This is a genomic window from Xanthomonas hawaiiensis, from assembly GCF_031834635.1.
GTDB lineage: Bacteria > Pseudomonadota > Gammaproteobacteria > Xanthomonadales > Xanthomonadaceae > Xanthomonas_A > Xanthomonas_A sacchari.
In genome coordinates this window covers 4,185,184-4,208,812 of record NZ_CP115873.1, presented here as the reverse complement: position 1 = coordinate 4,208,812, position 23,629 = coordinate 4,185,184, and the positions used below count along the sequence as shown (strand labels likewise).

20 protein-coding genes are annotated in these 23,629 nt (G+C 69.3%); 8 read left to right on the top strand and 12 right to left on the bottom strand.

Annotated features, from left to right (window positions below):
- Nucleotides 1-3: 3 nt before the first annotated feature.
- Together PG878_RS17845 and PG878_RS17840 are read right to left on the bottom strand one after the other, a co-directional pair.
- Nucleotides 4-1,407, bottom strand: a complete 1,404-nt coding sequence (locus PG878_RS17845; protein ID WP_209032452.1) for a mannose-1-phosphate guanylyltransferase/mannose-6-phosphate isomerase — start codon at nt 1,405-1,407, stop codon at nt 4-6.
- A gap of 43 nt (nt 1,408-1,450) precedes the next feature.
- On the bottom strand, nt 1,451-2,797 hold the full coding sequence (locus PG878_RS17840; protein ID WP_209032451.1) for a phosphohexomutase domain-containing protein: 1,347 nt from the start codon (nt 2,795-2,797) through the stop codon (nt 1,451-1,453).
- 133 nt (nt 2,798-2,930) lie between these two features.
- Between PG878_RS17840 and PG878_RS17835 the strand changes: the two genes are divergently transcribed.
- Nucleotides 2,931-3,668 (top strand): CoA transferase subunit A, encoded by a 738-nt coding sequence (locus PG878_RS17835; protein ID WP_209032450.1) that lies wholly within the window; start codon nt 2,931-2,933, stop codon nt 3,666-3,668.
- A 1-nt stretch (nt 3,669) separates the two neighbouring features.
- Nucleotides 3,670-4,302: a CoA transferase subunit B gene (locus PG878_RS17830; protein ID WP_209032449.1), complete on the top strand. Its 633-nt coding sequence runs from the start codon at nt 3,670-3,672 to the stop codon at nt 4,300-4,302.
- An 18-nt stretch (nt 4,303-4,320) separates the two neighbouring features.
- On the opposite strand, the gene PG878_RS17825 is transcribed toward PG878_RS17830, so the two are convergent.
- Nucleotides 4,321-6,387, bottom strand: coding sequence for a glycoside hydrolase family 99-like domain-containing protein (locus PG878_RS17825; protein WP_209032448.1), 2,067 nt, complete (start codon nt 6,385-6,387; stop codon nt 4,321-4,323).
- Entirely contained in the window at nt 6,384-8,027 is a 1,644-nt protein-coding gene (locus PG878_RS17820; protein WP_209032447.1) for an electron transfer flavoprotein-ubiquinone oxidoreductase, read from the bottom strand. The genes PG878_RS17825 and PG878_RS17820 overlap by 4 nt, the downstream gene beginning before the upstream one ends.
- A gap of 113 nt (nt 8,028-8,140) precedes the next feature.
- Here PG878_RS17820 and PG878_RS17815 point away from each other — a divergent pair, with 113 nt between their 5' ends.
- Nucleotides 8,141-8,758 carry an alpha-ketoglutarate-dependent dioxygenase AlkB family protein gene (locus PG878_RS17815; protein WP_209032446.1) on the top strand — a complete coding sequence of 206 codons (618 nt, stop codon included), beginning with the start codon at nt 8,141-8,143 and terminating at the stop codon, nt 8,756-8,758.
- 238 nt (nt 8,759-8,996) lie between these two features.
- On the opposite strand, the gene PG878_RS17810 is transcribed toward PG878_RS17815, so the two are convergent.
- The 4 genes from PG878_RS17810 to PG878_RS17795 all read right to left on the bottom strand — a co-directional run bounded on the left by PG878_RS17810 (nt 8,997) and on the right by PG878_RS17795 (nt 12,614).
- Nucleotides 8,997-9,671 (bottom strand): ABC-type transport auxiliary lipoprotein family protein, encoded by a 675-nt coding sequence (locus tag PG878_RS17810; protein WP_209032445.1) that lies wholly within the window; start codon nt 9,669-9,671, stop codon nt 8,997-8,999.
- Nucleotides 9,668-10,594 carry an MlaD family protein gene (locus tag PG878_RS17805; RefSeq protein ID WP_209032444.1) on the bottom strand — a complete coding sequence of 309 codons (927 nt, stop codon included), beginning with the start codon at nt 10,592-10,594 and terminating at the stop codon, nt 9,668-9,670. Before PG878_RS17805 ends, PG878_RS17810 begins: the two co-directional genes overlap by 4 nt.
- Nucleotides 10,595-10,598: 4 nt before the next feature.
- Nucleotides 10,599-11,420, bottom strand: coding sequence for an ABC transporter ATP-binding protein (locus tag PG878_RS17800; protein ID WP_209032443.1), 822 nt, complete (start codon nt 11,418-11,420; stop codon nt 10,599-10,601).
- An 81-nt stretch (nt 11,421-11,501) separates the two neighbouring features.
- Nucleotides 11,502-12,614 (bottom strand): ABC transporter permease, encoded by a 1,113-nt coding sequence (locus PG878_RS17795; protein WP_010340194.1) that lies wholly within the window; start codon nt 12,612-12,614, stop codon nt 11,502-11,504.
- A gap of 100 nt (nt 12,615-12,714) precedes the next feature.
- On the opposite strand from PG878_RS17795, the gene PG878_RS17790 reads away from it, so the two are divergent.
- Nucleotides 12,715-13,974 (top strand): threonine/serine exporter family protein, encoded by a 1,260-nt coding sequence (locus PG878_RS17790; protein WP_010340193.1) that lies wholly within the window; start codon nt 12,715-12,717, stop codon nt 13,972-13,974.
- Between the two features lie 60 nt (nt 13,975-14,034).
- Here PG878_RS17790 and PG878_RS17785 read toward each other — a convergent pair whose 3' ends face one another.
- The 3 genes from PG878_RS17785 to PG878_RS17775 form a co-directional block, all read right to left on the bottom strand.
- On the bottom strand, nt 14,035-14,499 hold the full coding sequence (locus tag PG878_RS17785) for an H-NS histone family protein (protein ID WP_209032442.1): 465 nt from the start codon (nt 14,497-14,499) through the stop codon (nt 14,035-14,037).
- A 249-nt stretch (nt 14,500-14,748) separates the two neighbouring features.
- On the bottom strand, nt 14,749-16,443 hold the full coding sequence (locus PG878_RS17780) for a proline--tRNA ligase (protein ID WP_209032441.1): 1,695 nt from the start codon (nt 16,441-16,443) through the stop codon (nt 14,749-14,751).
- A 99-nt stretch (nt 16,444-16,542) separates the two neighbouring features.
- Nucleotides 16,543-16,935, bottom strand: a complete 393-nt coding sequence (locus PG878_RS17775) for a DUF4124 domain-containing protein (protein WP_209032440.1) — start codon at nt 16,933-16,935, stop codon at nt 16,543-16,545.
- 77 nt (nt 16,936-17,012) lie between these two features.
- Between PG878_RS17775 and pssA the strand changes: the two genes are divergently transcribed.
- The 4 genes from pssA (at nt 17,013) to PG878_RS17755 (ending at nt 20,419) form a co-directional block, all read left to right on the top strand.
- Entirely contained in the window at nt 17,013-17,789 is a 777-nt protein-coding gene (pssA, locus tag PG878_RS17770; protein WP_017913906.1) for a CDP-diacylglycerol--serine O-phosphatidyltransferase, read from the top strand.
- A gap of 14 nt (nt 17,790-17,803) precedes the next feature.
- Entirely contained in the window at nt 17,804-18,280 is a 477-nt protein-coding gene (locus tag PG878_RS17765; protein WP_209032489.1) for an alanine acetyltransferase, read from the top strand.
- Nucleotides 18,277-18,765: a ribosomal protein S18-alanine N-acetyltransferase gene (gene rimI, locus PG878_RS17760; protein WP_209032439.1), complete on the top strand. Its 489-nt coding sequence runs from the start codon at nt 18,277-18,279 to the stop codon at nt 18,763-18,765. Before PG878_RS17765 ends, rimI begins: the two co-directional genes overlap by 4 nt.
- Nucleotides 18,766-19,264: 499 nt before the next feature.
- A complete protein-coding gene (locus PG878_RS17755) occupies nt 19,265-20,419 on the top strand; it encodes a pectate lyase family protein (RefSeq protein ID WP_209032438.1) in 1,155 nt (384 codons plus the stop codon).
- 238 nt (nt 20,420-20,657) lie between these two features.
- Here PG878_RS17755 and PG878_RS17750 read toward each other — a convergent pair whose 3' ends face one another.
- Nucleotides 20,658-23,570, bottom strand: a complete 2,913-nt coding sequence (locus tag PG878_RS17750) for a valine--tRNA ligase (protein ID WP_209032437.1) — start codon at nt 23,568-23,570, stop codon at nt 20,658-20,660.
- Nucleotides 23,571-23,629 lie beyond the last annotated feature (59 nt).

Here is a 23,629-nt window from a genome sequence, read left to right as displayed (position 1 = left end):
AACTCAGGTGCGACCGTAGGTGTCCTCGAAGCGCACGATGTCGTCCTCGCCCAGATAGCTGCCCGACTGCACTTCGATCAGCTCCAGCGGCAATTTGCCCGGGTTCTTCAGGCGATGGGTCACGCCGAGCGGGATGTAGGTACTCTGGTTCTCGGTGAGCAGCAGCACCTCGTCGCCACGGGTGACCTCGGCGGTGCCGCTGACCACGATCCAGTGCTCGGCGCGGTGGTGATGCATCTGCAGGCTCAGCGTGGCGCCGGGCTTGACCGTGATGCGCTTGACCTGGAACCGCTGGCCGTTGTCGATCGAATCGTAGGCGCCCCACGGGCGGTACACCTTGCGGTGCCAGGTGGCCTCGGAACGGCCGTTGGCCTTGATCCTGGCGACGATGTCCTTCACTTCCTGGATGCGCTGGCGGTGCCCGACCAGTACCGCGTCGTCGGTTTCCACCACCACCACGTCCTGCAGGCCCACCATCGCGATCAGGCGCGAGCCGTAGGCGTAGGTGTTGCGGCAATCGATCTCGATCACGTCGCCGTGGTGGGCGTTGCCGTTGGCGTCCTGCGGCGACACGTCCAGCAGCGCCGACCACGAACCGACGTCGCTCCACTTCGCGTCCAGCGGCACCACCACCGCGTCGGCGGTCTTCTCCATCACCGCGTAGTCGATGGAGTCGGAGGGACTGGTGGCGAAGGCCTCCTTGTCCAGGCGGGTGAAGTCGGCATCGCGCTTGGCGGCCTGCCACGCCGTGGTGCAGGCGTCGGCGATGGCGGGCTGGAACGTGCGCAGTTCTTCCAGATAGCGCGAGGCGCGGAACAGGAACATGCCGCTGTTCCAGTAGTACTCGCCGGAGGCCAGGTAGCTTTTCGCGGTGGCCAGGTCGGGCTTTTCGACGAAGCGCTCGACCGCGTGTGCGCCGTCGCCGGCGGCGGCCTTGATGTAGCCGTAGCCGGTTTCCGGTGCGGTCGGCTTGATCCCGAACGTCACCAGCTTGCCTTGCTCGGCCGCAACGGCGGCCACGCGCACCGCGGCCTGGAAGGCGGCCTCGTCGCCGATCACATGGTCGGAGGGCAGGACCAGCAACAGCGGATCGGCGCCATCGCGCAAGGCCTCCAGCGCCGCCACGGCGATCGCCGGCGCGGTGTTGCGGCCCTTGGGTTCGAGCAGGATCGCATGCGGCTTCACGCCGATCTGCTGCAACTGCTCGGCCGCCACGAAGCGGTGCTCCTCGTTGGCGACCACGATCGGCGCGTGCGCGGCCACCGGTGCCGCGCGCTGCCAGGTGGCCTGCAGCATGCTCTGCTCGCCGACCAGCGGCAGGAACTGTTTCGGATACGACTCGCGCGACAGCGGCCACAGCCGCGTGCCGGAACCGCCGGACAGGATGATGGGAAGGACGTCGCTCATGGGCGGGGGAACTCCATAGTGCGTCTAGGGGAGGGTGGTGGGATCAGCCGCGCAGCAGCTCGGAGATCTCCTGGGTGCGCTGCTCCAGCAGCGCCGCATCGCCGCGGGTTTCCACGTTCAGGCGCAGCAGCGGTTCGGTGTTGGAGCTGCGCAGGTTGAAACGCCAGTCGGCGAATTCGGCGCTGACGCCGTCGGTGTAGTCCAGCGTCGGCGAGTGCGAGGCGAAATGCTCCATCACCCGTGCCACCGCCGCCTTGGCGTCGGCGACCTTGAAGTTGATCTCGCCGCTGCACGGGAACTTGCGCATGCGCGCCTCGACCAGGTCGGCCAGCGAGCGGCCGGACTGCGACACCAGCTCGGCGATCAGCAGCCACGGGATCATGCCGGAGTCGGCGTAGGCGAACTCGCGGAAATAGTGGTGCGCGCTCATCTCGCCGCCGTACACGGCGTTCTCGCTGCGCATCTTCTCCTTGATGAAGGCGTGGCCGCTCTTGCACAGCACTGGAATGCCGCCGGCCTCTTCGACCTGCTCGATCGTGTTCCAGGTCAGGCGCGGGTCGTGCACGACCTTGCCGCCCGGCTGCTTGGCCAGGATCGCCTGCGCCAGCAGGCCCACCAGGTAGTAGCCCTCGATGAAGCGGCCGTCGGCGTCGAAGAAGAAGCAGCGGTCGAAGTCGCCGTCCCAGGCGATGCCGAAGTCGGCGCCGTGCTGCTTGACCGCGTTGGCGGTGGCGGCGCGGTTCTCCGGCAGCAGCGGGTTGGGAATGCCGTTGGGGAAGTGCCCGTCCGGCTCGTGGAAGACGCGCACGAACTCGAACGGCAGGTGCGGCGCGAGCAGGTCGACGATGGCGCCGGCGCCACCGTTGCCGGCGTTGACCACCAGCTTCAGCGGCTTGAGCGTTGCGCGGTCGACATAGCTCAGCAGGTGTTCGATGTAGGCGCTCTTGTCCGGGCGGTGATGCTCGGCAGCGGTCGGCTCGACGGCTGGCGCGGTATCGGCGGCGACGGTGTCGCGGATCGCGAACAGGCCGGTGTCGGAGCTGATCGGGCGCGCGTTCTCGCGCACCAGCTTCATGCCGTTGTAGTCCATCGGGTTGTGGCTGGCGGTGACCATCACGCCGCCGGCGGCCTGCAGGTGGTCGGTCTGGAAATACACTTCCTCGGTGCCGCACAGGCCGATGTCGATCACCTCGCGGCCGCTGGCGCGCAGGCCGGCCGACAGCGCGTCCTGCAGCCCCTGGCTGGCCAGGCGGACGTCGTGGCCCACGACGACCGGCCCGCTGCCCAATTGCCCCGCCAGCGCCACGCCGATCCTGCGGGCCAAGTCCTCGTTCAGTTCGTCGGGAACGCGGCCGCGGATGTCGTAGGCCTTGAATGCGGGAAGCGACATGGAAGAGGGTCCTAGTTGGGGGAAACCGGAGTGTAACGTTACGGCGCTTAATCGGTCGTTGCGGCGGTGCGGCGGGGGTCGCAGTCCCCGAGCGGCTAAACTAGCTGTCTACATTCCAATGCGGAGCTGGCGAATGGGCGACACCTCTACCCCTGCGGGCGGGCGGCGCGGCAAGCTTTTCCCCGATGCGGCCACGGCGCTGGCCGACGTGGTGGCGGACGGCCAGACCCTGGCGGTCGGCGGCTTCGGCCTGTGCGGCATCCCCGAGGCCTTGATAGCCGCCCTGCGCGACAGCGGGGTCAGCGGCCTCACGGTGATTTCCAACAACGCCGGCGTCGATGGCTTCGGCCTGGGCCAGCTGCTGGCGACGCGGCAGATCCGCAAGATGATTTCGTCCTACGTCGGCGAGAACAAGGAGTTCGAACGCCAGTACCTGGCCGGCGAACTGGAGCTGGAATTCAACCCGCAGGGCACCCTGGCCGAACGCCTGCGCGCCGGCGGCGCGGGCATCCCCGCGTTCTTCACCGCCACCGGCTACGGCACGGTGGTGGCCGAGGGCAAGGAGACCCGCGAGTTCGACGGCAAGCACTACGTGCTGGAGACCGCGCTGCGCGCCGACGTGGCCCTGGTCAAGGCGTGGAAGGCCGATGCCGCCGGCAACCTGGTGTTCCGCAAGACCGCGCGCAACTTCAACCCGGCCTGCGCGATGGCCGGCAAGCTCTGCATCGCCGAGGTCGAGGAGGTCGTGGAGACCGGCAGCCTGGATCCGGACCAGGTGCACCTGCCCGGGATCTACGTCGACCGCATCGTGCACAACCCGCATCCCGAAAAACGCATCGAACAGCGCACCCTGCGCCAGAAGGACGCCTGACATGGCCTGGACCCGCGACGACATGGCGCAGCGCGCCGCCCGCGAACTCACCGACGGCGCCTACGTGAACCTGGGCATCGGCCTGCCGACCCTGGTCGCCAACCACATCCCCGCGGGCGTGGACGTGTGGCTGCAGTCGGAGAACGGCCTGCTCGGCATCGGCCCGTTCCCGACGGAGGACGAGGTCGACGCCGACCTGATCAACGCCGGCAAGCAGACCGTCACCGCCCGCGCCGGCGCCAGCTACTTCGGCAGTCACGATTCCTTCGCGATGATCCGCGGTGGTCATATCGATCTGGCCATCCTCGGCGCGATGCAGGTCAGCGAGAAGGGCGACCTGGCCAACTGGATGGTGCCCGGCAAGATGGTCAAGGGCATGGGCGGCGCCATGGACCTGGTGGCCGGGGTCAAGCGCGTGGTCGTGCTGATGGAACACGTGGCCAAGGACGGCAGCCACAAGATCCTGCCGGCCTGCGACCTGCCGCTGACCGGCGTCGGCGTGGTCGACCGCATCATCACCGACCTGGCGGTGTTCGACGTCACCGACAGCGGCCTGGTGTTGGTCGAGACCGCCGAGGGCGTGGACGAGGCCGAACTGGTGGCCAAGACCGGCGTGCCGTTCCGGCGCGGATAAGCGCCGGAACAGCGCCGCTCAGGCGCTGCGCTGCGCGTAGGCGTAGTCGGCGGATCGCGGTGGCGGCTGGCCGAGCAGGTCGGCCACGGTGGTGACGCGATAGCCGACGCGCTCGGCCAGCGGCGCCGCCAGCCGTTCCACCGCATGCGCCAGGGTGGCGTCGAGCTGCCCTTGCTCGGCCTCGAATTCCGAGGGGTACAGGCCGCTGTCCAATAGCGGCCGCAGCGCCTGCAGGCGCGCCCAGAACATGCTGCCGGAGATGAACTGCGCCTGCGCCAGACGCGCGTCGCTGTGGCCGGTGCGGCGCAGCAGATAGTCGGCGCCCGCGCGGTTGCCGCCCCAGAACTCGGTCAACGGCAGCAGATGGCCTTCGGGTGCGACCAGGCCGAGCGCAGGCTCCTGGGCGAAGGCCTGCAGCACGCGCGCGGCGCGGTCGGCGCCGGCCAGGCGCTGCAGCAGTTCGCTGCGCCAGGCATCGCCGTTGGACAGATGGGTGCTGCGCTTGGTGTGCAGTTTCAGCACCACGTCCACGCCCTCGCGCAGCAGCCGCTCGGCCGCGTGCAGGAATGCCAGGATGTCGCGGCCGCGGTTTTCCAGCACCATCACCTCGAACGGGAACGCGCACGCGCGCAGGTGCGCGCGCACCGCATCGGCCTGGTCGGGCGAGGTGGTGACCAGCAGGCGCCATGGCAGGTTGCTCGCCGCCAGTTGCGCCAGCAGTTCGGGCAGCACGTCCGGATACCACGCGTGGATGATCGCGTGCGGTGTCGTGTCGCGCGCCGGCAGAGGCGCCAGCGCGCGGCGGGTGGCGTCGAGATAGGCATGACCCAGCCGCGCATCCGGCTCCAGCACGGCGCCTTCGGCCCACTCGTTCCAGGCGTTGACGAAGACCAGGCGTTGCTCGGCGCGGCGGCCCTGCAGCCGCGTGTGGATCGTGGTGCGCAGCCAGTCCTCGTAGCCGCGCGGCGAGGCATGCAGATAGACGCGGCCGGCACCGGGGCGGCGCGCTTCGTTGTCCCAGCCCGGGTTGACGCCTGGATACAGCAGATAGTCGGGCAGCGGGCGCGCGGCGATTTCTGCGGCCAGGGCGCGCCAATCCAGCACGGCGCCGCTGTAGTCGGGATTGAGCAGGTGCTGGTCGGCCGCCAGCGAGCGCGGAGTGCTCATGTTCGGCGGGAACTCGACCGCCGCGTCGAAACCGATGTCGCGCGGGTCCGGCCGCTCGAAGCCCTGCACGTAGGCCAGGTGCAGTTCGCCGATGCCGTGCGCGCGGCACCAGTCGCGCCAACGCGTCGCGGTGGCCTGCGGATCCGGCAGCAGGTGCGGGCGGTACACCAGCAGCATCGGCCGGCCGTCCACGCGCAGGCAGCGCGCATCGCGCAGGTAGTCGGCGACGTGCGCGATGAAGTCCAGGTCGTCCTGCGCGCTGTGCGCCTGCGCCATCAGCACGTCGTCGCCGCGGCCGTCCCAGCGCCGCGACCATTGCTCGTTGGCCCAGCACAGGCAGAACGGCAGTTCCAGCGTGGGATCGTCCAGCCACTGCCGCAGCGGCGTCTCCAGCAGGGTCTTGCCGCCGAACCAGTAGAAGTAGAAGCAGAACGCGCCGACGCCGTACTGCTTCGCCAGCGCCACCTGCTGGCGCATGCTGTCCGGGTTTCGCAGGTCGTAGAAGCCCAGGTCCGCCGGCAGCCGCGGTTGCACGTGCCCTTCGAATTGCGGCAGCGCGCGGGTGACGTTGCGCCATTCGGTGAAGCCGGTGCCCCACCAGGCATCGTTCTCCGGGATCGGATGGAACTGCGGCAGGTAGAACGCCACCACGGTGGCCGGCAGCGGCGTGGGCAACGGCGCTTGCTGCGAGGACACATGGCCGATCGCGCGCTCGTCGGTGCGCGCGCGCGGTCGGCGTTCGCCGAGGCCGCTGCCGACACGCCCGCGCGGCGATGGCGGCACCAAGTTCGCATGGCGCTCCAGGAAGCGCGCGCGCAGGCGATCACGCTGCGCCGGCGATAACGGCAGGGCGCGAAAGCCGGCACGCAGGGTCAGGAACAGCGCGGTCTTCAGGCGCGCGGGCAGGCCTGCGCTCACAGGTTCTGGTAGTTCGGCCCGGAGCCGCCTTCCGGCGTCACCCAGTCGATGATCGCGTAAGGATCCTTGATGTCGCAGGTCTTGCAGTGCACGCAGTTGGCGGCGTTGATCTGCAGGCGCTTGCCGGCCGCGTCGTCGACGATCTCGTACACCGCCGCCGGGCAGAAGCGCGTGCAGGGGTTGCCGTACTCCTCGGTGCAGCGGGTCACGCAGATCTGCGGATCGCGCACGTGCAAATGCACCGGCTGATCCTCGTCGTGCTCGGTGGCGGCGAAGTACACGCCCTGCAGGCGGTCGCGCGGGGCCAGCTCGCGCTGCACGTAGTCGCGCTTGGGCTGCTCGTGCTCGCCCAGCCGGTCCAGGCTCTTCCAGTCGGCGCCCACCTTCAGCGTCCACGGCGAGGCGCCCTTGACCAGGGTCTCCCAGGCGCCGTTGAGCAGGCCGAACCACAGGCCCTTCTTGAAACCGGGCTTGATATTGCGCACCTGGCGCAGCTCGGCCATCACCTCCGAGCCGCGCAGGCGCGCGTCGAAGCCGGTCGGGTCGAGCGCGGCGCCGGCGGCGAGGTGTTCGGCGGCCAGCATGCCGCTGCGGATCGCCTGGTGGGTGCCCTTGATCTTGGGCACGTTGAGCAGGCCGGCGGTGTCGCCGATCAGCAGCGCGCCGGGCATCTCCACCTTCGGCAGCGACTGCCAGCCGCCGCTGGCGATGGCGCGCGCGCCGGCAGAGAGGATGGTGCCGCCGTCCAGCAGCGCCTTCATCATCGGGTGGTTCTTCCACTGCTGGAAGGCCTCCCACGGGCGGTATTCGGGATCGTGGTAGTCCAGGCCGCTGACGTAGCCCAGCGCCACCTGGTTGTTCTCCAGGTGATACAGGAAGCTGCCGCCATAGGTCTTGCTGTCGGCCGGCCAGCCTAGGGTGTGCACGATCTTGCCGGGGCTGACCCGGCCCTCGGGCAATTGCCACAGCTCCTTGATGCCGATCGAGAACGCCTGCGGATCGTGGCCGGCGTCGAGCGCGAAGCGCGCGATCAGGCGCTTGGTCAGGTGCCCGCGCGCGCCTTCGGCCAGCACCGTGACCTTGGCGCGGATGTCGATGCCGGCGGTGTAGCCGGGCTTGTGCGATCCGTCCTTGGCCACGCCCATGTCGCCGATGCGCACGCCCAGCACCGTGCCGTCCTCGGCGTGCAGGGTCTCGGCGGCGGCGAAGCCGGGGTAGATCTCCACGCCCAGCGCCTCGGCCTGCGGCGCCAGCCAGGCGCACATCGCGCCGAGGCTGACGATGAAGTTGCCGTGGTTGCGCATGCCCGGCGGCACCATCGGGAACTTGTACCCGCCGTCCTTGCTCAGGTACCAGAACTCGTCCTCGGCCGCCGGCACGCAGATCGGCGGCGGGTTGTCGCGCCAGCCCGGCAGCAGCGCGTCCAGCGGCGCCGGTTCGATGACCGCACCGGACAGGATGTGCGCGCCGATGGTGCTGGCCTTCTCGATCACGCAGACCGAGATGTCGGGGTTGAGCTGCTTGAGCCGGATCGCGAACGCCAACCCGGCCGGGCCCGCGCCGACGGTGACGACGTCGTATTCCATGACGTCGCGCTCCACTGGCTCCGGCGCATTGGCGCCGCCCTCGGTTCCCGTCATCTGCTCCGCTCCCGTTGGCTCGTTCTGGCTGCCTGCATTTTCAGGGTTTGCGCGTGAAGGGGCAAATTCCGCACGCCGGCGTATGGTGGCGGCCGGCATGCTAGCGTGGCGCGATGGAACTGGACCTGCCCGGCGCCGATCTGCGCTGGTATCGCGAGTGGCTGGACCCGGCCGCGGCCGCGGCGCTGTGCGCGCAGTTGCTGCGCGAGGTGCCGTGGGAAGTGCACCGCATCCGCCTGTTCGGCAAGCTGGTGGATTCGCCGCGGCTGAGCTGCTGGATCGGCGACGCCGACGCCAGCTACCGCTATTCCGGCACCCGCTTCGCACCGCATCCGTGGCCGGCGGCGCTGCTGCCGCTGCGTGCGCGGCTGGCGGCCGAGACCGGGGTGGCGTTCAACAGCGTGCTCGCCAACCGCTACCGCGACGGCCGCGACGCTATGGGCTGGCACAGCGACGACGAGCGCGAACTCGGCCCGGCGCCGGTGATCGCCTCGCTGAGCCTGGGCGCCACGCGTCGCTTCGTGCTGCGCCATCGCCAGCAGCCGGCGCTGCGGCAGGCGCTGGAGCTGACTTCCGGCGGATTGCTGCTGATGGCGGGCGACACCCAGCGCCTGTACCGGCACGCCCTGCCGCGCACTGCCAAGCCGGTGGGGGAGCGGATCAACCTGACGTTCCGCCGCATTGCGCCTTCCTTCTCCCCCCGGGAGAAGGTGCCCCGAAGGGGCGGATGAGGGTCGGATGGCTAGTGACGTGTCTGGGGAAGACGGCTCCGCGGCCGCCGTACCCTCACCCCCGACCCCTCTCCCGGTGGGAGAGGGGAGCGAAGCTGTGATCCCTTCTCCCTTTGGGAGAAGGTGTCCCGAAGGGGCGGATGAGGGTAGGGGTTGCTAGGGAGGCGTCTGGAGAGATGGCTCCCTGGCCGCCGCACCCTCACCCCCGACCCCTCTCCCGGTGGGAGAGGGGAGTCAATCAGCGTCGCGGCGGCTTCGGGCTGGCCGGCGGCGGCACGCTGGGCGCCAGCGCGGTGGCGGCGTCGGCCTGGCCCTGCTGCAGGGTCCAGCCGACCACGTCGTGGCCGAGTTGCGACAGGGCCTGGCTGAAGGCATCGACCACCTGCGATTCGGCGGTGCCGGCGGCGGGCTGGGTCACCAGGAAGGTGCGCGAGGCGACCACGCGCTGGTCGGCGCTGTACAGCAGCTTGGCATTGAGTTCGATGGTGGCTGACGGCACCGCGCGCCCGGCGTAGTCCGATTCGAAGCGGCGCAGGTCCAGCAGCAGTTTGTAGTCGGCGCGGATGCCGGTGCCGAGCCGGGCCACGCCCGGAATGCGCCCGGAATCCTCGAACGCGCGCAGCAGCATGTCCTCGAGCATGTCGGTGGACGGTTGCGCCCAACTGACGCCGCCATACACCTGCAGTTCGTCCGGCGTCGGCCGCACCGCGATGCGCGAACTGTCGACCACGCGCGCGGCGCTGGGCTTGGTCAACGCCAGTTGCCAGCGCACCTGCGGCCAGGCCGGGTCGGCGGCGACGCGCACGTCCGGCGCGTAGATCGTCACCGGCTCCTTGCTGCCGCCGGGCAGCGAACAGCCGGCCAGCAGCAGGGCCGGCATGGCGAGCAGGAGGAAGGCGCGCATCGGCTTCATTTGGGTTTGAACTCCTTCGGGGCGTCGCGGCCGAGCAGGTAGCGCGCGGGGTTGTTGTCCAGGCGGTCGCTGACCCGGCGCAGGTCGCGGATCAGGCCGCGCAGTTCGGTCAGCGTCGGGCCGAGCTGGCCGAGGCCGTCGTTGGCGAAGCTGTTGATCGCCGAGCGGTTCTCGCCAAGAATCTGGTCGGCATTGCCGGCGGCCGAGTCGAGCTTGCTCAGCGTGTCCTCCAGCTTGTCCAGGATCGGCGGCAACTGCTGCACCAGATTCTGGTCCAGGCGCTGGATGGTGCCGTTGGTGGTCTTGAGCGTGGTGTCCAGGTTGCGCGCGGCGTCGCGCGCGCTGACGATCAGCGACTGCATGCCCTGGTCGCGGTCGGCCAGGCCGCCGCTGATGGTCTCCAAGTTGTGCAGGGTGGCGGTGATGCTGGCGACGTTGCGGTCGCTGAGCACCTCGTCCAGGCGCTCGACGATGCGGTTGGCGGTGTCGGTGATGTTCTGCAGCGCCGAGGGCGTGGTCTGGATGATCGGCGCATCGCTGTTGTCGATCGAGGTCAGCGATGGCGCTTCCGGGGTGCCGCCGGAGAGCTGGATGATCGACGGGCCGGTCAGGCTGGTGATGCCCAGCTTGGCGCGGGTGTCGCTCTTGATCGGCGTGGTCGAGTTGACCCGGATCCGCGCCACCACCTGGCGCGGGTCGTTCGGCGCCAGGGTCAGCTCGGTGATCGAGCCCACCGCGATGCCGTTGTACTGCACCGGGCTGCCGACCGACAGGCCGGTCACCGCCTCGCGGAACACCACGCGGTATTCCTGCCAGGTACGGTCGGAGGAGTACTTGGCGGCCCAGAGTCCGAACAGCAGCAGCGCGATCCCCACCACGATGGTGAAGGCGCCGATCAGCACGTAATTGGCTTTGGTTTCCATGGGCTCAGGGGGTCTCGGTCCAGGCGGTCTTGGCATCGCGTGCGGCGCGGGCGCGCGGGCCGTGGAAATACTCTTGGATCCACGGATGGTCCACGTGCTCGATCTCGGCCAGCGGCGCGTTGGCGATGACCTTGCGGTCGGCCAGCACCGCCACGCGGTCGCAGATAGCGTACAAGGTGTCCAGATCGTGGGTGATGAGGAACACGGTCAACCCCAGCGCTTCCTGCAGGGTGCGGATCAGCCGGTCGAAGGCGGCCGCGCCGATCGGGTCCAGACCGGCGGTGGGTTCGTCCAGAAACAACAGGGGTGGATCCAGCGCCAGCGCGCGCGCCAGCCCGGCGCGCTTGCGCATGCCGCCGGACAACTGCGAAGGCAGCTTGTTCAACGCGTCGGCGGGCAGGCCGGCCAGCTTCACCTTCAGCAGCGCCAGCTCGTAGTGCCAACTGTCCGGCAGTTCGCCGAAATGCTCCTTCAGCGGCACCTGCACGTTCTCGCCGACGGTGAGCGAGGAGAACAGTGCGCCGTCCTGGAACAGCACGCCGGTATTGCGCTCCACGTGCAGGCGATCGGCGCGGCGTCCGGAATCGGTATCCACGCCGAGCACCTGGATCTTGCCGGCATCGGGCTCGCGCAGGCCGAGGATGGTGCGCATCAGCACCGACTTGCCGGTGCCCGAGCCGCCGACCACGCCGAGAATCTCGCCACGGCGCACGTCCAGGTCCAGATCCTCGTGCACGGTCTGGCTGCCGAAGCGGTTGACCAGACCGCGAACGGAGATGGCCAGTTCCTGGTCGGGAATGGGGAGTGGGGAATCGGGAATCGTCAAGGCATGCGCTCCCGGCCGACGTCGCTGACGCGGCCGGCGTTCCCCATTCCCGATTCTCTATTCCCGATTCCCGGCTTCAACTCACCACCCCATGTTCATGAACCACAGCGCGGCGATCGCGTCGATGATGATCACCAGCGAGATCGTCTGCACCACGCTGGAGGTGGTGCGCTCGCCGACGGACTGCGCGGTGCCTTCCACGCGCAGTCCCTCCAGGCAGCCGATCAGGCCGATCACGATGGCGAAGATCGGGGCCTTGGACAGGCCCACCAGCATGTGCCGGATCTGGATGGTGTCGTGCATGCGCGCCAGATACATCTGCGGCGGGATGCCCAGGTCGAAGGCGCCGACGGTGACGCCGCCGGCCAGGCCGGCGATCATCGCCACGAAGGTCAGCAGCGGCAGCATCAGCAGCAGCGCCACCAGCCGCGGGATCACCAGCAGGTCCATCGGGTCCAGGCCCAGGGTCTGGATCGCGTCGACCTCCTCGCGCGCCTTCATCGCGCCGATCTGCGCGGTGAAGGCGCTGGCGGTGCGCCCGGCCAGCACGATCGCGGTCAGCAGCACCGCGAACTCGCGCAGGAAGGCGATGCTCACCAGTTCCACCACGTAGATCTCGGCGCCGAAGTCGCGCAGGATCGTGGAGCCGAGGAAGGCGATCACCGCGCCGACCAGATACGACAGCAGCGCCACCAGCGGCACCGCGTCCAGGCCGACCTGCTCCATGTGGTGCACGGTGGCGGTCAGGCGGAACCGGCGCGGCGCGTGCAGCAGCCGCAGCAGCTTGACCAGGGTTTCGCCGAGGAAGCCGACCAGGGCGACGATTTCCTTGCCGTTGCGGTGCACCGCGTAGCCCAGGCGTTCCAGCGCCGCGGCGAAGCCGTAGTCGCGCTTGCGCTTGGGGCGGTCGTCGGCCACGTCCTCGATGGTCGAGACCAGGGCGCGGTGGTCCTGGCGGAAATCCAGCGCCTCGTGGGCGATGCCGTTGCGGGTGGCGTAGCGCATCAGCTGCAGCACGCCGGCCGAATCCAGCTGGCCGATGCCGCTGGCGTCGATGCCGGTGGTGCCGGCCGGCATCCCGCGCAGCACTTCCGAGGACGCCAGGGCGGTGGCCAGGGTCCAACTGCCGGTCAGCCGCACCCGCGAGGGGTCTCGGTCGTCCTGGCTGAGTTTGGGCGGTTGCGGTTCGATCATGGGGGCGTCCGGTGCGCGAGCATACCTGTTTCGCCCGTGTTGCAGATGTGGTGACCGCGGCGGGGTGGCCGGGCGCGGCGTTCGCGCCATACTAGCCGACATGCCCGCCGCTCCCACCGTCAGCCCCTCCGCCAACGCGACCTACGCGCAGCGCATCGCCTTCGTCTCCGACATCGCCGGGCGACTGCACACCTACGGCACCACCGCGCAGCGTCTCGAGGCGGCGGTGGTGGCGCTGTCGCAGCAACTGGACCTGGACTGCGAGCCCTGGTCCAACCCGACCGGACTGATCCTCAGCTTCAGCGACCCGACCAAGGCGATCGGGTCCAGCGACATCACCCGCGTGGTGCGGCTGGCGCCCGGCGACAACGACCTGCACAAGCTCAGCGTCGCCGACCGCATCGCCGACGACGTGGCCAGCGGACGCATGAGCGTGGCCCAGGGCCACACCGCGCTGCGCCAGCTGGACCAGCCGCCGGGACGGCGCTGGATGGCGATGCAGGTGCTCGGCTTCGGCCTGGCCGCGGCCGGCGTGGCCGGGCTGTGGCGCCTGCCGTGGCTGGATATCGCCACCGCCAGCGCCATTGGCCTGCTGATCGGCGTGCTCACCCAGCTCACCGACAAGCGCCCGGCGACCAAGGAGGCCAACGATGCGCTGGCCGCGCTGCTGGCCGGTTTCGTCGCGACCCTGGTGGCCAGTTTCGTGGCGCCGCTGAATCTCAATACGGTGATCATCGCTTCGCTGGTGGTGCTGCTGCCGGGGATGGCGCTGACCAATGCGGTCAACGAACTGACCAGCCAGCACTGGGTCTCGGGCACGGCGCGCTTCGCCGGCGCGGTCACCACCATCCTCAAGCTGACCGTCGGCGCGGTGATCGCAGTGACGCTGGCGCAGCTGCTCGGGCTGGAGCCGATGGTGCAGGCGTCGCGTCCGCAGCACGGTTGGGTGGAGTGGGCGTCGCTGCTGGTGGCCGCCTACGCGTTCGCGCTGCTGTTCAAGGCCAGCGGCCGCGATTATCCGTTCGTGATGGCCGCCTCGGTGGCCGGCTACGCGATCGCGCGCTTCGCCGGCGACGCCTGGGGCAGCCCGGTCGGCATCTTCCTCTCGGCGATGGTGCTGACCGCGGCCGGCAATCTGTTCGGGCGCATCGTGCAGCGGCCGGGCGCGCTGGTCCGGTTGCCGGGCATCATCATGCTGGTGCCCGGCAGCGCCAGCCTGCGCGGGCTGTTGACGATGGTCCAGCAGCAGGACGTGATCGGCGGGCAATCGGCGCTATTGACGGTGACCAATATCGTGATGGCGCTGGTCGCCGGCCTGTTGTTCGGCAATCTGTTGGTCCCGGCGCGCAAGAATCTTTGAATGCTGAAAAGAAAAACGCCGGCATGCGCCGGCGTTTTCCGTTACGGTCGTCGCGGCGAATCAGGCCTTCGGCGCGGCGCTCTTGCTGGCCTTCTTGGCGACGCGCTTGGTGGCCTTCTTGGCGGTTTTCTTGGCCGGGGCAGCAGCGGATTTGGCAGCGCCGCCGGCGATCAGGAAATCCTCGACCTTCTTGCCCTTGGCGACCAGGTCGGCCAGCCAGCGCGGCTGCTTGCCGCGGCCGGTCCAGGTGTCGGCGGCATTGGCGGGATTGCGGTATTTCGGCGGAACCTTGCCCAGTTTGCGGCCCGGCTTCGGACCCGGCTTGCCGGCCTTGCGGCCGCGCGCGGCGGGAGCGCCGCCGAAGACTTCCTCGATGCTGTAGCCGTGGCTCTTGGCCAGGCGCGCCAGCTGGGTGCGGACCTTGGCGATGGGGGTGCGCTTGGCGACGATGGACTGCTGCTTCTTGGCGGTCTTGATGAGGGCGCCCAACTGCTTGGCCGACAGGCCACTGAGATCGATGGTCATCTTTACTCCGGAAAATGGGTGGTGGCTTCCGCCATTCCCTGGCCAGCGCAGGATCATAATGATGCTTTATCGGATTGACAAATATCCGGCTTATTCGCTGCGAGTATTTCCAGTCGCAATGCCGTGGGAATATGTCCTTATGGATCCATGCCAGGCGTATTCAATTGCGAACATGCCGCTCCGGTTTCCCCCATATCGCGTGACGGCGGCGTAAAGAAAAAGGGCCGGGATATCCTCCCGGCCCTTTCGTCACGCCTGCAGGCGTGCGAGCAAGGCGCTTCGATCCAGGTGCTCGGCATCGCCGCCGCTGCGCGCGCGATATTCGAAGGTGCCGGCGGCCAATCCCCGCTCCGAGACCACCACCCGGTGCGGAACGCCGATCAGTTCGATATCGGCGAACATCGCGCCGGGGCGCAGGCCGCGGTCGTCGAGCACCGCGTCCAGCCCGGCCTGCTGCAGCTCGGCCAGCAGCGCCTCGCCGGCGGCGTCCACCGCCGGATCGCGCTTGGGATTGATCACGCACACCGCCACCGTCCACGGCGCCATCGGCTGCGGCCAGCGGATGCCGGCATCGTCGTGGTTCTGCTCGATCGCCGCGGCGACGATGCGGGAAATGCCGATGCCGTAGCAGCCCATCGCCAGCGTCACCGTCTTGCCGTTCTCGTCCACCACGGTGGCGTCCAGCGCCTGCGCATACTGGCGGCCGAGCTGGAACACATGGCCGACCTCGATGCCGCGGGCCAGGCGGATCTCGCCGCCGTCGTGGGCGCGCTCGCCCTCGACCACGTTGCGCAGGTCGGCGACGGCGTCCGGTTCCGGCAGGTCGCGGCCCCAGTTGACCCCGGCCAGGTGGAAGCCGCGTTCGTTGGCACCGACCACGAAGTCGGCCAGCGCCGCCACGTCGCGGTCGGCGACCACGCGGATCGGCTGGCGCGGACCCAGCGGGCCGAGGAAGCCCGGCTCGCTGCCCAGATGCGCAAGGATCTCGGCCTCGTTGGCCATGCGGTAGCCGGCCAGGCCGGCGACCTTGCCCAGCTTGATCTCGTTGACCGTGTGGTCGCCGCGCACCAGCGCCAGCACGAAGGTCTCGCCGGCCATCACCGCCACCGACTTGACCGTGCGCTGCAGCGGGAGGCCGAGCAGTTCGGCCACCGCCTCGCAGGTCTTCTGGGTGGGCGTGGCGACCTTGCGCAGTTCCTCGCCCGCTGCCGCGCGCGGGGCCGGGGCCGCGGCGATTGCGGCCTCGACGTTGGCCGCGTAGTCCGAGCCGGTGGAGAACGCCAGCGAATCCTCGCCGGAGGCGGCCAGCACGTGGAATTCCTGCGAGGCGTCGCCGCCGATGTCGCCCGAATCGGCCTGCACCGCGCGGAACTGCAGTCCCAGGCGGGTGAAGATGCGGGTGTAGGCCGCCTTCATGTTCTCGTATTCGCGCGCCAGATCCTCGTCGCTGATGTGGAACGAGTAGGCGTCCTTCATCAGGAACTCGCGCGCGCGCATCACCCCGAAGCGCGGGCGGATCTCGTCGCGGAACTTGGTCTGGATCTGGTAGAAGTTGACCGGCAGCTGCTTGTAGCTGCTCAGCTCCTGCCGCGCGAAATCGGCGGCGGCCTCTTCGGCGGTCGGGCTGTAGCAGTAGTCCTGTTCCTTGCGGTCCTGCATGCGCAGCATCAGCCCGCCGAACTTGCTCCAGCGCCCGGTGGCGTCCCACAGTTCGCGCGGCTGGATGGTCGGGAACAGCACTTCCACCGCGCCGGCGCGGTTCATTTCCTCGCGCACCACCGCTTCCACCTTGCGCAGCACGCGCAGGCCCAGCGGCGACCAGGTGTACAGGCCGGAGGCGAGCTTGCGGATCATGCCCGCGCGCAGCATCAGCTGGTGGCTGACCAGTTCGGCGTCGGCCGGGGTTTCCTTGGTGGTGTGCAGGTGGAACTGGGAAAGGCGCATCGAGGGGCTTCGCAGACGGCGGGTCGCCCATTTTGCCAGTCATTACCGGCGCTGCGGGCATCGCCCGCGGCCGGCCCCGCGTGTCGGGGCGGGTTCGGCTTACTTGGCGGGTGCGGCCGCCGGGCTGCAGTAGGCCTTGATCGCGGCCTCGGCCAGGGCCTTCTGCGCGGCGCGCTGGGATTCGTCCAGTTCCCCGTCCGGCTTGCCGTCGCCATCGCTGTCGGTGGTGATCTTGCCGGGCTTGTTGAGGATGTCCAGGTTCTTGCGCGCGGTCAGGCACTGGCCGTTCTCGGCCGGGGCCGCCGCGGGCGTCTCGGCCGGGGCGTCGCCGCGGGTGTCGACCTTGCGCACCTGGTACTTGCCGCCGGTCGGCGGGGTCTCGGCATAGTGGGTGACGCCCTGGGCGTCCTTCCATTGGTACAGGGTGGTGGCGCCGAGCATGCCGCTGACGGCGAGCAGGGACAGGCAGCAAAACCGGGGCAGGGCGCGCATCTCGGTCTCCAGGGCGCGGCGGGAGCGCCGATTGCAGCACCCGCCGACGGGCCTGGCAAGTCGATTAGACTGGCGGGATGGACCCATCCCGACCGCCCCCCCGTTCGCGCACCATCTACCTGCTGCCGAACCTGTTCACCACCGCCGGCCTGTTCTCCGGTTTCTACGCCATCATCGCCGCCGCCAACGGCCAGTTCGTGCACGCCAGCGTGGCGGTGTTCGTGGCCGCGGTGATGGACGGGCTGGACGGGCGCGTGGCGCGGCTGACCGGCACCAGCAGCGAATTCGGCGTGCAGTACGACTCGCTGGCCGACCTGGTCAGCTTCGGCATGGCGCCGGCGCTGGTGATGTACCACTGGTCGCTGTCGGCGCTGAAGTTCGACGGCAGCATGCTCGGCCGGGTCGGCTGGTCGGCGGCGTTCCTCTACGCGGCCTGCGCCGCGCTGCGCCTGGCCCGCTTCAACACCCAGGTCGGCACGGTCGACAAGCGCTGGTTCGTGGGCCTGGCCAGCCCGGCCGCCGCCGGGCTGATGATGGCCTTCGTGTGGTCCTTCGCCGACGGCTCGCTGGGCTGGGACGGCGAACAACTGCGCTACGTGGCGTTGGGCCTGACCGTGACCGCGGCGCTGCTGATGGTCAGCCGCATCCGCTTCTGGAGCTTCAAGGGCAGCGGCGAGAAGGGCCCGCGCACCGACCGGGTGCCGTTCCTGATGCTGGTGCTGGCGCCGATCGTGCTGGCGGTGCTGGTCATCGATCTGGCGCGGGCGCTACTGGCGATCGGCGTGCTGTACGCGCTGTCCGGGCCGTGCCTGTGGCTGTGGCGGCGCTGGCGCAAGGTGCCGGACGCGGCATGAGCGAGCACGCGTCCATGCATGCGCCGTTGTGGTCGGCCGAGCAGCTCGGCTGGCTGCAGGCGCTCGGCCACACGGTGTACGTGGATGCCGCGGCCGTGATCGAGCCTGAGCCCGTCCCGTCGCCGGCGCCCGAGCCGGCGGCGCCGGTGCAGCGTGCGCCATCGGCATCGGCGCCCCCGCGTGGCGGCCATGCCGCCGACATGCCGGCCGGCGGCGCACCGGAGCGGCGGCGGGCGCCCGCACCGCCGGCACCGGCGGTGCAGCCGGACGCGGCGCGTGCGGCGCCTGCGACAGCGGCGCGCCGGGTCGGCCTGCGCCTGCCCGACCGCCTGCAGATCGCCCTGCTGCGCGCCTCCGGCCTCAATCCCAACGATCCGGCCACGCAGGCGCTGATGGCGACCTGGCCGCTGGACGAACTGCGCGGCAATGCCGCGGCCAAGCGCGCGCTGTGGCCGCAGCTGCGCGCGCTGCGCAAGCGGGCGCCACGATGAGCGCGCTCGGTTCGGCGTCGGCGCCGCCGGCCACGCTGCGCGCCCTGCGCGAGGCCGACCTGGACGCGGTGATGGAGATCGAGCGCCGCGCCTATCCGTTCCCCTGGACCCGCGGCATCTTCCGCGACTGCCTGCAGGCCGGCTACCCGGGCTGGGTGCTGGTCGAGGAGGGCGCGATCGTCGGCTACGGGGTGATCAGCGTCGCCGCCGACGAGGCGCATATCCTCAACGTCTGCGTCGCGCCGGAGCGGCAATCGCGCGGCTACGGCCGGCTGCTGCTGCGCGCGCTGATCAAGTACGGCGTCGATCTCGGCGCGCGCCGGGTGTTCCTGGAAGTGCGCCCGTCCAATCCCAATGCGATCGCGCTGTACCACAGCGAAGGCTTCAACGAGATCGGCCGGCGCCCGCGCTACTACCCGGCCGCGAACGGCCGCGAGGACGCACTGGTGATGGCGATCGAGCTGTTTTTCGACGGCATGTCCTGAGGCGTGTTCGCGCGCCGCGCGCCGCCGCTTCACCTGGGTGGCGGATTCCGCGACTGTCGCACGCCGCCGCCTGCGTGCGTCCCGCGTTTGCCTTGTCGCTGCCGCTGTCGGGCTGCCGAACTGCGCGTCTGTCCCGCGTCCGCCATGCGCGCTTTTGCGCGGTGCTGGCGCGGTTGCAGGCTGCTTTGCAATGTCGCCCTCCTGTCGGTGGGACAGCGTTGTTGTCCCGCAGCGTGGGCGCCGCGGCACGTTGTCGCGCGCGGCCGATTTGTGCGACGCATCTCACACATCCTGCCGCTGGATCGTGGGTGTCTACCGCGGCGCTTTACAGCCGCCGCGCGCTGCCTACAGTGCGCGCCTCTTCGGCGCCTGCCTCCCACGAAGGCATGACCCGCAGTTGTCCGAGGGGACAGCGACCGCGCAGGCGTCGCCGTGCATTCCGCCGTGACGGAGCGCGCGCGCCTGCGTCCAAACCACGCATGCTCACGAGGTTTCCAGGATGACCACGCAGTCCCGCATCGCTCCATCGCCGCGCTCGCCGCTGCGCACGTTCGGCCTGGCCCTGTGCCTGGCCGGCCTCGCCGGCGCCGCCCATGCCGACGCCAGCCTGGAGGTCGCCACCACCGGCTGGGCCACGCAGAACGGCGGCACCAAGGGCGGTTCCAAGGCCGCCGCGGCCGACATCTACAGCGTCAGCACTGCGGCGCAGCTGAAGGCCGCGCTGAAGGCCAGCGCCGGCAGCAACGGCCGCATCATCAAGGTCAACGGCATCATCGACATCAGCGAGGGCACGCCCTACAGCACCACCGCCGACATGAAGAGCCGCGCGCGCCTGGACGTCCCGACCAAGACCACCCTCATCGGCGTCGGCAGCAACGCCGAGATCCGCGAGGGCTATTTCTACGTCAAGGCCAACGACGTGATCGTGCGCAACATCACCATCGAAAATCCGTGGGATCCGCAGCCGGTGTGGGATCCGGACGACGGCAGCGCCGGCAACTGGAACTCCGAATACGACGGCATGACCATCGAGGGCGCCAGCAACGTGTGGGTGGACCACGTCACCTTCACCGACGGCCGCCGCACCGACGACCAGAACGGCACCGCCAACGGCCGGCCCAAGCAGCACCACGACGGCGCGCTGGACATCAAGAAGGGCGCCAACTACGTCACCGTGTCCTACTCGGCGTTCAAGTCGCACGAGAAGAACAACCTGATCGGGTCCAGCGACAGCGCCTCCAGCACCGACAGCGGCAAGCTCAAGGTGACCATCCACAACACCCTGTTCGAGAACATCTCCGCGCGCGCGCCGCGGGTGCGCTTCGGCCAGGTGCATCTGTACAACAACTACCACGTCGGCAGCACCAGCAACGCGGTGTATCCGTTCTCCTACGCGCACGGCGTCGGCAAGGAATCGAAGATCTTCTCCGAGAACAACGTCTTCGACATCAGCGGCGTGAGCAGCTGCGACAAGATCGCGGCCGACTACGGCGGCAGCGTCTACCGCGATTTCGGCTCGCTGCTCAACGGCCAGGCGCTGACCTGCTCGTGGAACAACAGCATCGGCTGGACCCCGCCGTACACCTATTCGCTGCTGCCGGCGAACAAGGTGGCGGCCGACGTCAAGGCCAAGGCCGGCGCCGGCAAGCTCTGAGGGATCGCTGCGCCGCTGCCTGGAAGGCCAGGCGGCGTGGTGGTGCGGCGATGGGGTGTCAGCCGCGGTACCAGGCCGACATGACGTTGGAATGGTCCGAGGCCGTCCGCATCGCCGCCGATGCCCGTGACGCGGCACTGCGCCGCGCCGCCGATGCTTGTGTTGTAGGAGCGGCTTCAGCCGCGACCCGTCATGGGCGGAGGTCGCGGCTGAAGCCGCTCCTACAACCAGTGTCGCGCTACAGCTTGGCGCGCTGCGCGCGCAGGCCGTCGAGCTGCGCGCTCCAGTCGGCCAGGCGCTGGCGTTCCTGCTCGATCACCGCCGGCGGCACCTTGTCGGTGAACTTGCCCAGCTTGGCCTCGCTCTTGTCCTTCTCCGCGGCGACGCGGGCGATCTCCTTGTCCAGGCGCAGGCGTTCGGCGTCCAGGTCGACCAGGCCTTCCAGCGGCACCAGCAGCTTCAGGTCGCCGACGATCGCGGTAGCCGCGGCCGGCGCCGTGGCACCATCCTGCAGCCACTCGATATCGTCGAGCTTGAGCAGGAAGCGCAGCTGCGGCGTGAACCGTTCTACGCGGGCGCGGTCTTGCGTCCAGTAAGAGGGAGCGGACCTTTCGGAAACCACCGTGGGGTTATCGATCTGCGCACGGTCCTGCGCCTGGCCACCCTGCAGCAGCAGCGGCACCTGCCGCGACGGCGCCACCTGCAGTTCGCTGCGCACGCGGCGCAGCGCCGACACCATCGCCTTCAGCCATTCGACGTCGGCCGCAGCGCCGGCGTAGGCGGACACGTCCATCGCCGCCGCCTCCGGGTACGGCTGCAGCGAGATGGTCGGCGCGGCGATGCCCAGGCGCGGCGCCACCTGCTGCCACAGTTCCTCGGTGAGGAACGGGGTCAGCGGATGCAGCAGGCGCAGCAGGGTTTCCAGCACGTGCAGCAGGGTGTGGCGGGTGCTGTCGGCGGCGGCCGCGTCGTCGCCGCTCAGCGCCGGCTTGGCCAGTTCCAGGAACCAGTCGCAGAACTCGTTCCAGGCGAATTCGTATAGGCACTGCGCGAGCAGGTCGAAGCGATATGCGGCGAACTGCGCCTGCGCCTCGGCGGTCACCGCCTGCAGCCGCAGCAGGATCCACTTCTCGGCATCGGTGACCGGTGCAAGCTGTTGCGACTCCCGAATCCCGACTCCCGAATCCCCACCCGGCGTGTTCATGAGCACAAAGCGACTGGCATTCCACAGCTTGTTGCAGAAGTTCTTGTAGCCCTCGGCGCGGCCCAGGTCGAACTTGATGTCGCGGCCGTGGCCGGCCAGCGCGGCGATGGTGAAGCGCAGTGCGTCGGCGCCGTGGGCGGCGATGCCGTTCGGGAATTCCTTGCGCGTGGCCTTCTCGATCTTGGGGGCATCCTGCGGCTTCATCAGCCCGGTGGTGCGCTTGGCGACCAGGGCCTCGATGTCGATGCCATCGATGATGTCCAGCGGATCGAGCACGTTGCCCTTGGACTTGGACATCTTCTGGCCTTGCGCGTCGCGGATCAGGCCAGTGATGTAGACGTCGCGGAACGGCACCTTCCCGGTGAAGCTGTCGGTGGCCATGATCATGCGCGCCACCCAGAAGAAGATGATGTCGAAGCCGGTGACCAGCACGCTCGACGGCAGGTAGCGGTCGAAGCCGCGCTCGGCCATCGCCTGCGGATCCGGCCAGCCCATGGTCGCGAACGGCCACAGCTGCGAGGAGAACCAGGTTTCCAGCACGTCGCTGTCCTGGTGCAGGGCGACGTCGGCGCCGAGGCCGGCCCTGGCGCGCGCGTCGGCCTCGTCGCGGCCGACGTAGTACTTGCCCGTGTCGTCGAACCAGGCCGGAATGCGATGGCCCCACCACAGCTGGCGGCTGATGCACCAGTCCTGGATGTTCTCCATCCAGTGACGGTAGGTGTTGATCCAGTTCGGCGGCACGAACTGGATCTGCCCGGACTCGACCAGTTCCAGCCCGCGCTTGGCCAGCGCGTCCATCTTCACGAACCACTGGTCGGTGAGGTACGGCTCGATCACCTGGCCGGTGCGGTCGCCACGCGGCACCTGCAGCTTGTGCGGCTTGGTCTCGACCAGGATGCCCTGCTCCTCGAGATCGGCCAGCACCGCCTTGCGCGCGTCGAAACGGTCCAGGCCGCGGTACTTGGCTGGGACGCTATCGTTGAGCGCAGCGGTCGGGGTGAACAGGTTGATCATCGGCAACCCATGCCGCACACCGACCTGGTAGTCGTTGAAATCGTGTGCCGGCGTCACCTTGACCACGCCGGTGCCGAACGCGCGGTCCACGTAATCGTCGCCGATCACCGGCACGCGGCGGCCGGTCAGCGGCAGGGTCACCGTCTTGCCGATCAGGTGCGCGTAGCGCGCATCCTCCGGATGCACCATCACCGCGGTATCGCCGAGCAGGGTTTCCGGGCGGGTGGTGGCGACCACCAGGTAGTCGCGGGTCTCGCGCAGGGTGGCGTTGCCGTCGGCGTCGTGCTCGACGTGCTCGTAGCTGGCGCCATCTTCCAGTTTGTAGGCGATCGACCACAGGAAGCCGTCTTCCTCGACGTTCTCCACTTCCAGGTCGGAGATCGCGGTCTTCAGCACCGGATCCCAGTTGACCAGGCGCTGGCCGCGGTAGATCAGCCCCTGTTCGTGCCAGCGCACGAAGGCCTCGATCACCGCCGCCGACGGCTGCGGGTCCATGGTGAAGGTGCTGCGCGACCAGTCGGCCGAGGTGCCGAGCCGGCGCATCTGCCGCTCGATGGTGTCGCCGGAGTGCTGCTTCCACTCCCAGACCTTGGCGATGAAGCCGTCGCGGCCCAGCGAATCGCGGGTCTCGCCCTTGCCTTCGAGTGTCAGGTTGCGCGACACCACCATCTCGGTGGCGATGCCCGCGTGGTCGCTGCCGACCTGCCACAGCGTGTCGAAGCCGCGCATGCGGTGGTAGCGCACCAGCGCATCCATCAGCGTCTGCTGGAAGGCGTGGCCCATGTGCAGCGTGCCGGTCACGTTCGGCGGCGGCAGCAGCACCGTGTACGGCGTGCCTTTCCCGGACGGCACGAAGTAACCGGACGCTTCCCATTGCGCGTACAGGCGCGATTCGAAGGAGGTGGGATCGTAGCTGGAGGCGAGGGTGGTCATGGGCTGGGAATCGGGAATCGGGAATGGGGAATCGATGGAGCGCAGAGCCGGGGCCGCCT

Coding starts and splice junctions, on each gene's coding strand:
- PG878_RS17750 (WP_209032437.1), bottom strand. CDS start 23,570: ATGACCACCCTCGCCTCCAGCTACGATCCCACCTCCTTCGAATCGCGC.
- rimI (WP_209032439.1), top strand. CDS start 18,277: ATGAGCGCGCTCGGTTCGGCGTCGGCGCCGCCGGCCACGCTGCGCGCC.
- PG878_RS17765 (WP_209032489.1), top strand. CDS start 17,804: ATGCATGCGCCGTTGTGGTCGGCCGAGCAGCTCGGCTGGCTGCAGGCG.
- PG878_RS17805 (WP_209032444.1), bottom strand. CDS start 10,594: ATGGAAACCAAAGCCAATTACGTGCTGATCGGCGCCTTCACCATCGTG.
- PG878_RS17785 (WP_209032442.1), bottom strand. CDS start 14,499: ATGACCATCGATCTCAGTGGCCTGTCGGCCAAGCAGTTGGGCGCCCTC.
- PG878_RS17755 (WP_209032438.1), top strand. CDS start 19,265: ATGACCACGCAGTCCCGCATCGCTCCATCGCCGCGCTCGCCGCTGCGC.
- PG878_RS17830 (WP_209032449.1), top strand. CDS start 3,670: ATGGCCTGGACCCGCGACGACATGGCGCAGCGCGCCGCCCGCGAACTC.
- PG878_RS17840 (WP_209032451.1), bottom strand. CDS start 2,797: ATGTCGCTTCCCGCATTCAAGGCCTACGACATCCGCGGCCGCGTTCCC.
- PG878_RS17795 (WP_010340194.1), bottom strand. CDS start 12,614: ATGATCGAACCGCAACCGCCCAAACTCAGCCAGGACGACCGAGACCCC.
- PG878_RS17775 (WP_209032440.1), bottom strand. CDS start 16,935: ATGCGCGCCCTGCCCCGGTTTTGCTGCCTGTCCCTGCTCGCCGTCAGC.
- PG878_RS17810 (WP_209032445.1), bottom strand. CDS start 9,671: ATGAAGCCGATGCGCGCCTTCCTCCTGCTCGCCATGCCGGCCCTGCTG.
- PG878_RS17780 (WP_209032441.1), bottom strand. CDS start 16,443: ATGCGCCTTTCCCAGTTCCACCTGCACACCACCAAGGAAACCCCGGCC.
- PG878_RS17815 (WP_209032446.1), top strand. CDS start 8,141: ATGGAACTGGACCTGCCCGGCGCCGATCTGCGCTGGTATCGCGAGTGG.
- pssA (WP_017913906.1), top strand. CDS start 17,013: ATGGACCCATCCCGACCGCCCCCCCGTTCGCGCACCATCTACCTGCTG.
- PG878_RS17790 (WP_010340193.1), top strand. CDS start 12,715: ATGCCCGCCGCTCCCACCGTCAGCCCCTCCGCCAACGCGACCTACGCG.
- PG878_RS17845 (WP_209032452.1), bottom strand. CDS start 1,407: ATGAGCGACGTCCTTCCCATCATCCTGTCCGGCGGTTCCGGCACGCGG.
- PG878_RS17835 (WP_209032450.1), top strand. CDS start 2,931: ATGGGCGACACCTCTACCCCTGCGGGCGGGCGGCGCGGCAAGCTTTTC.
- PG878_RS17820 (WP_209032447.1), bottom strand. CDS start 8,027: ATGACGGGAACCGAGGGCGGCGCCAATGCGCCGGAGCCAGTGGAGCGC.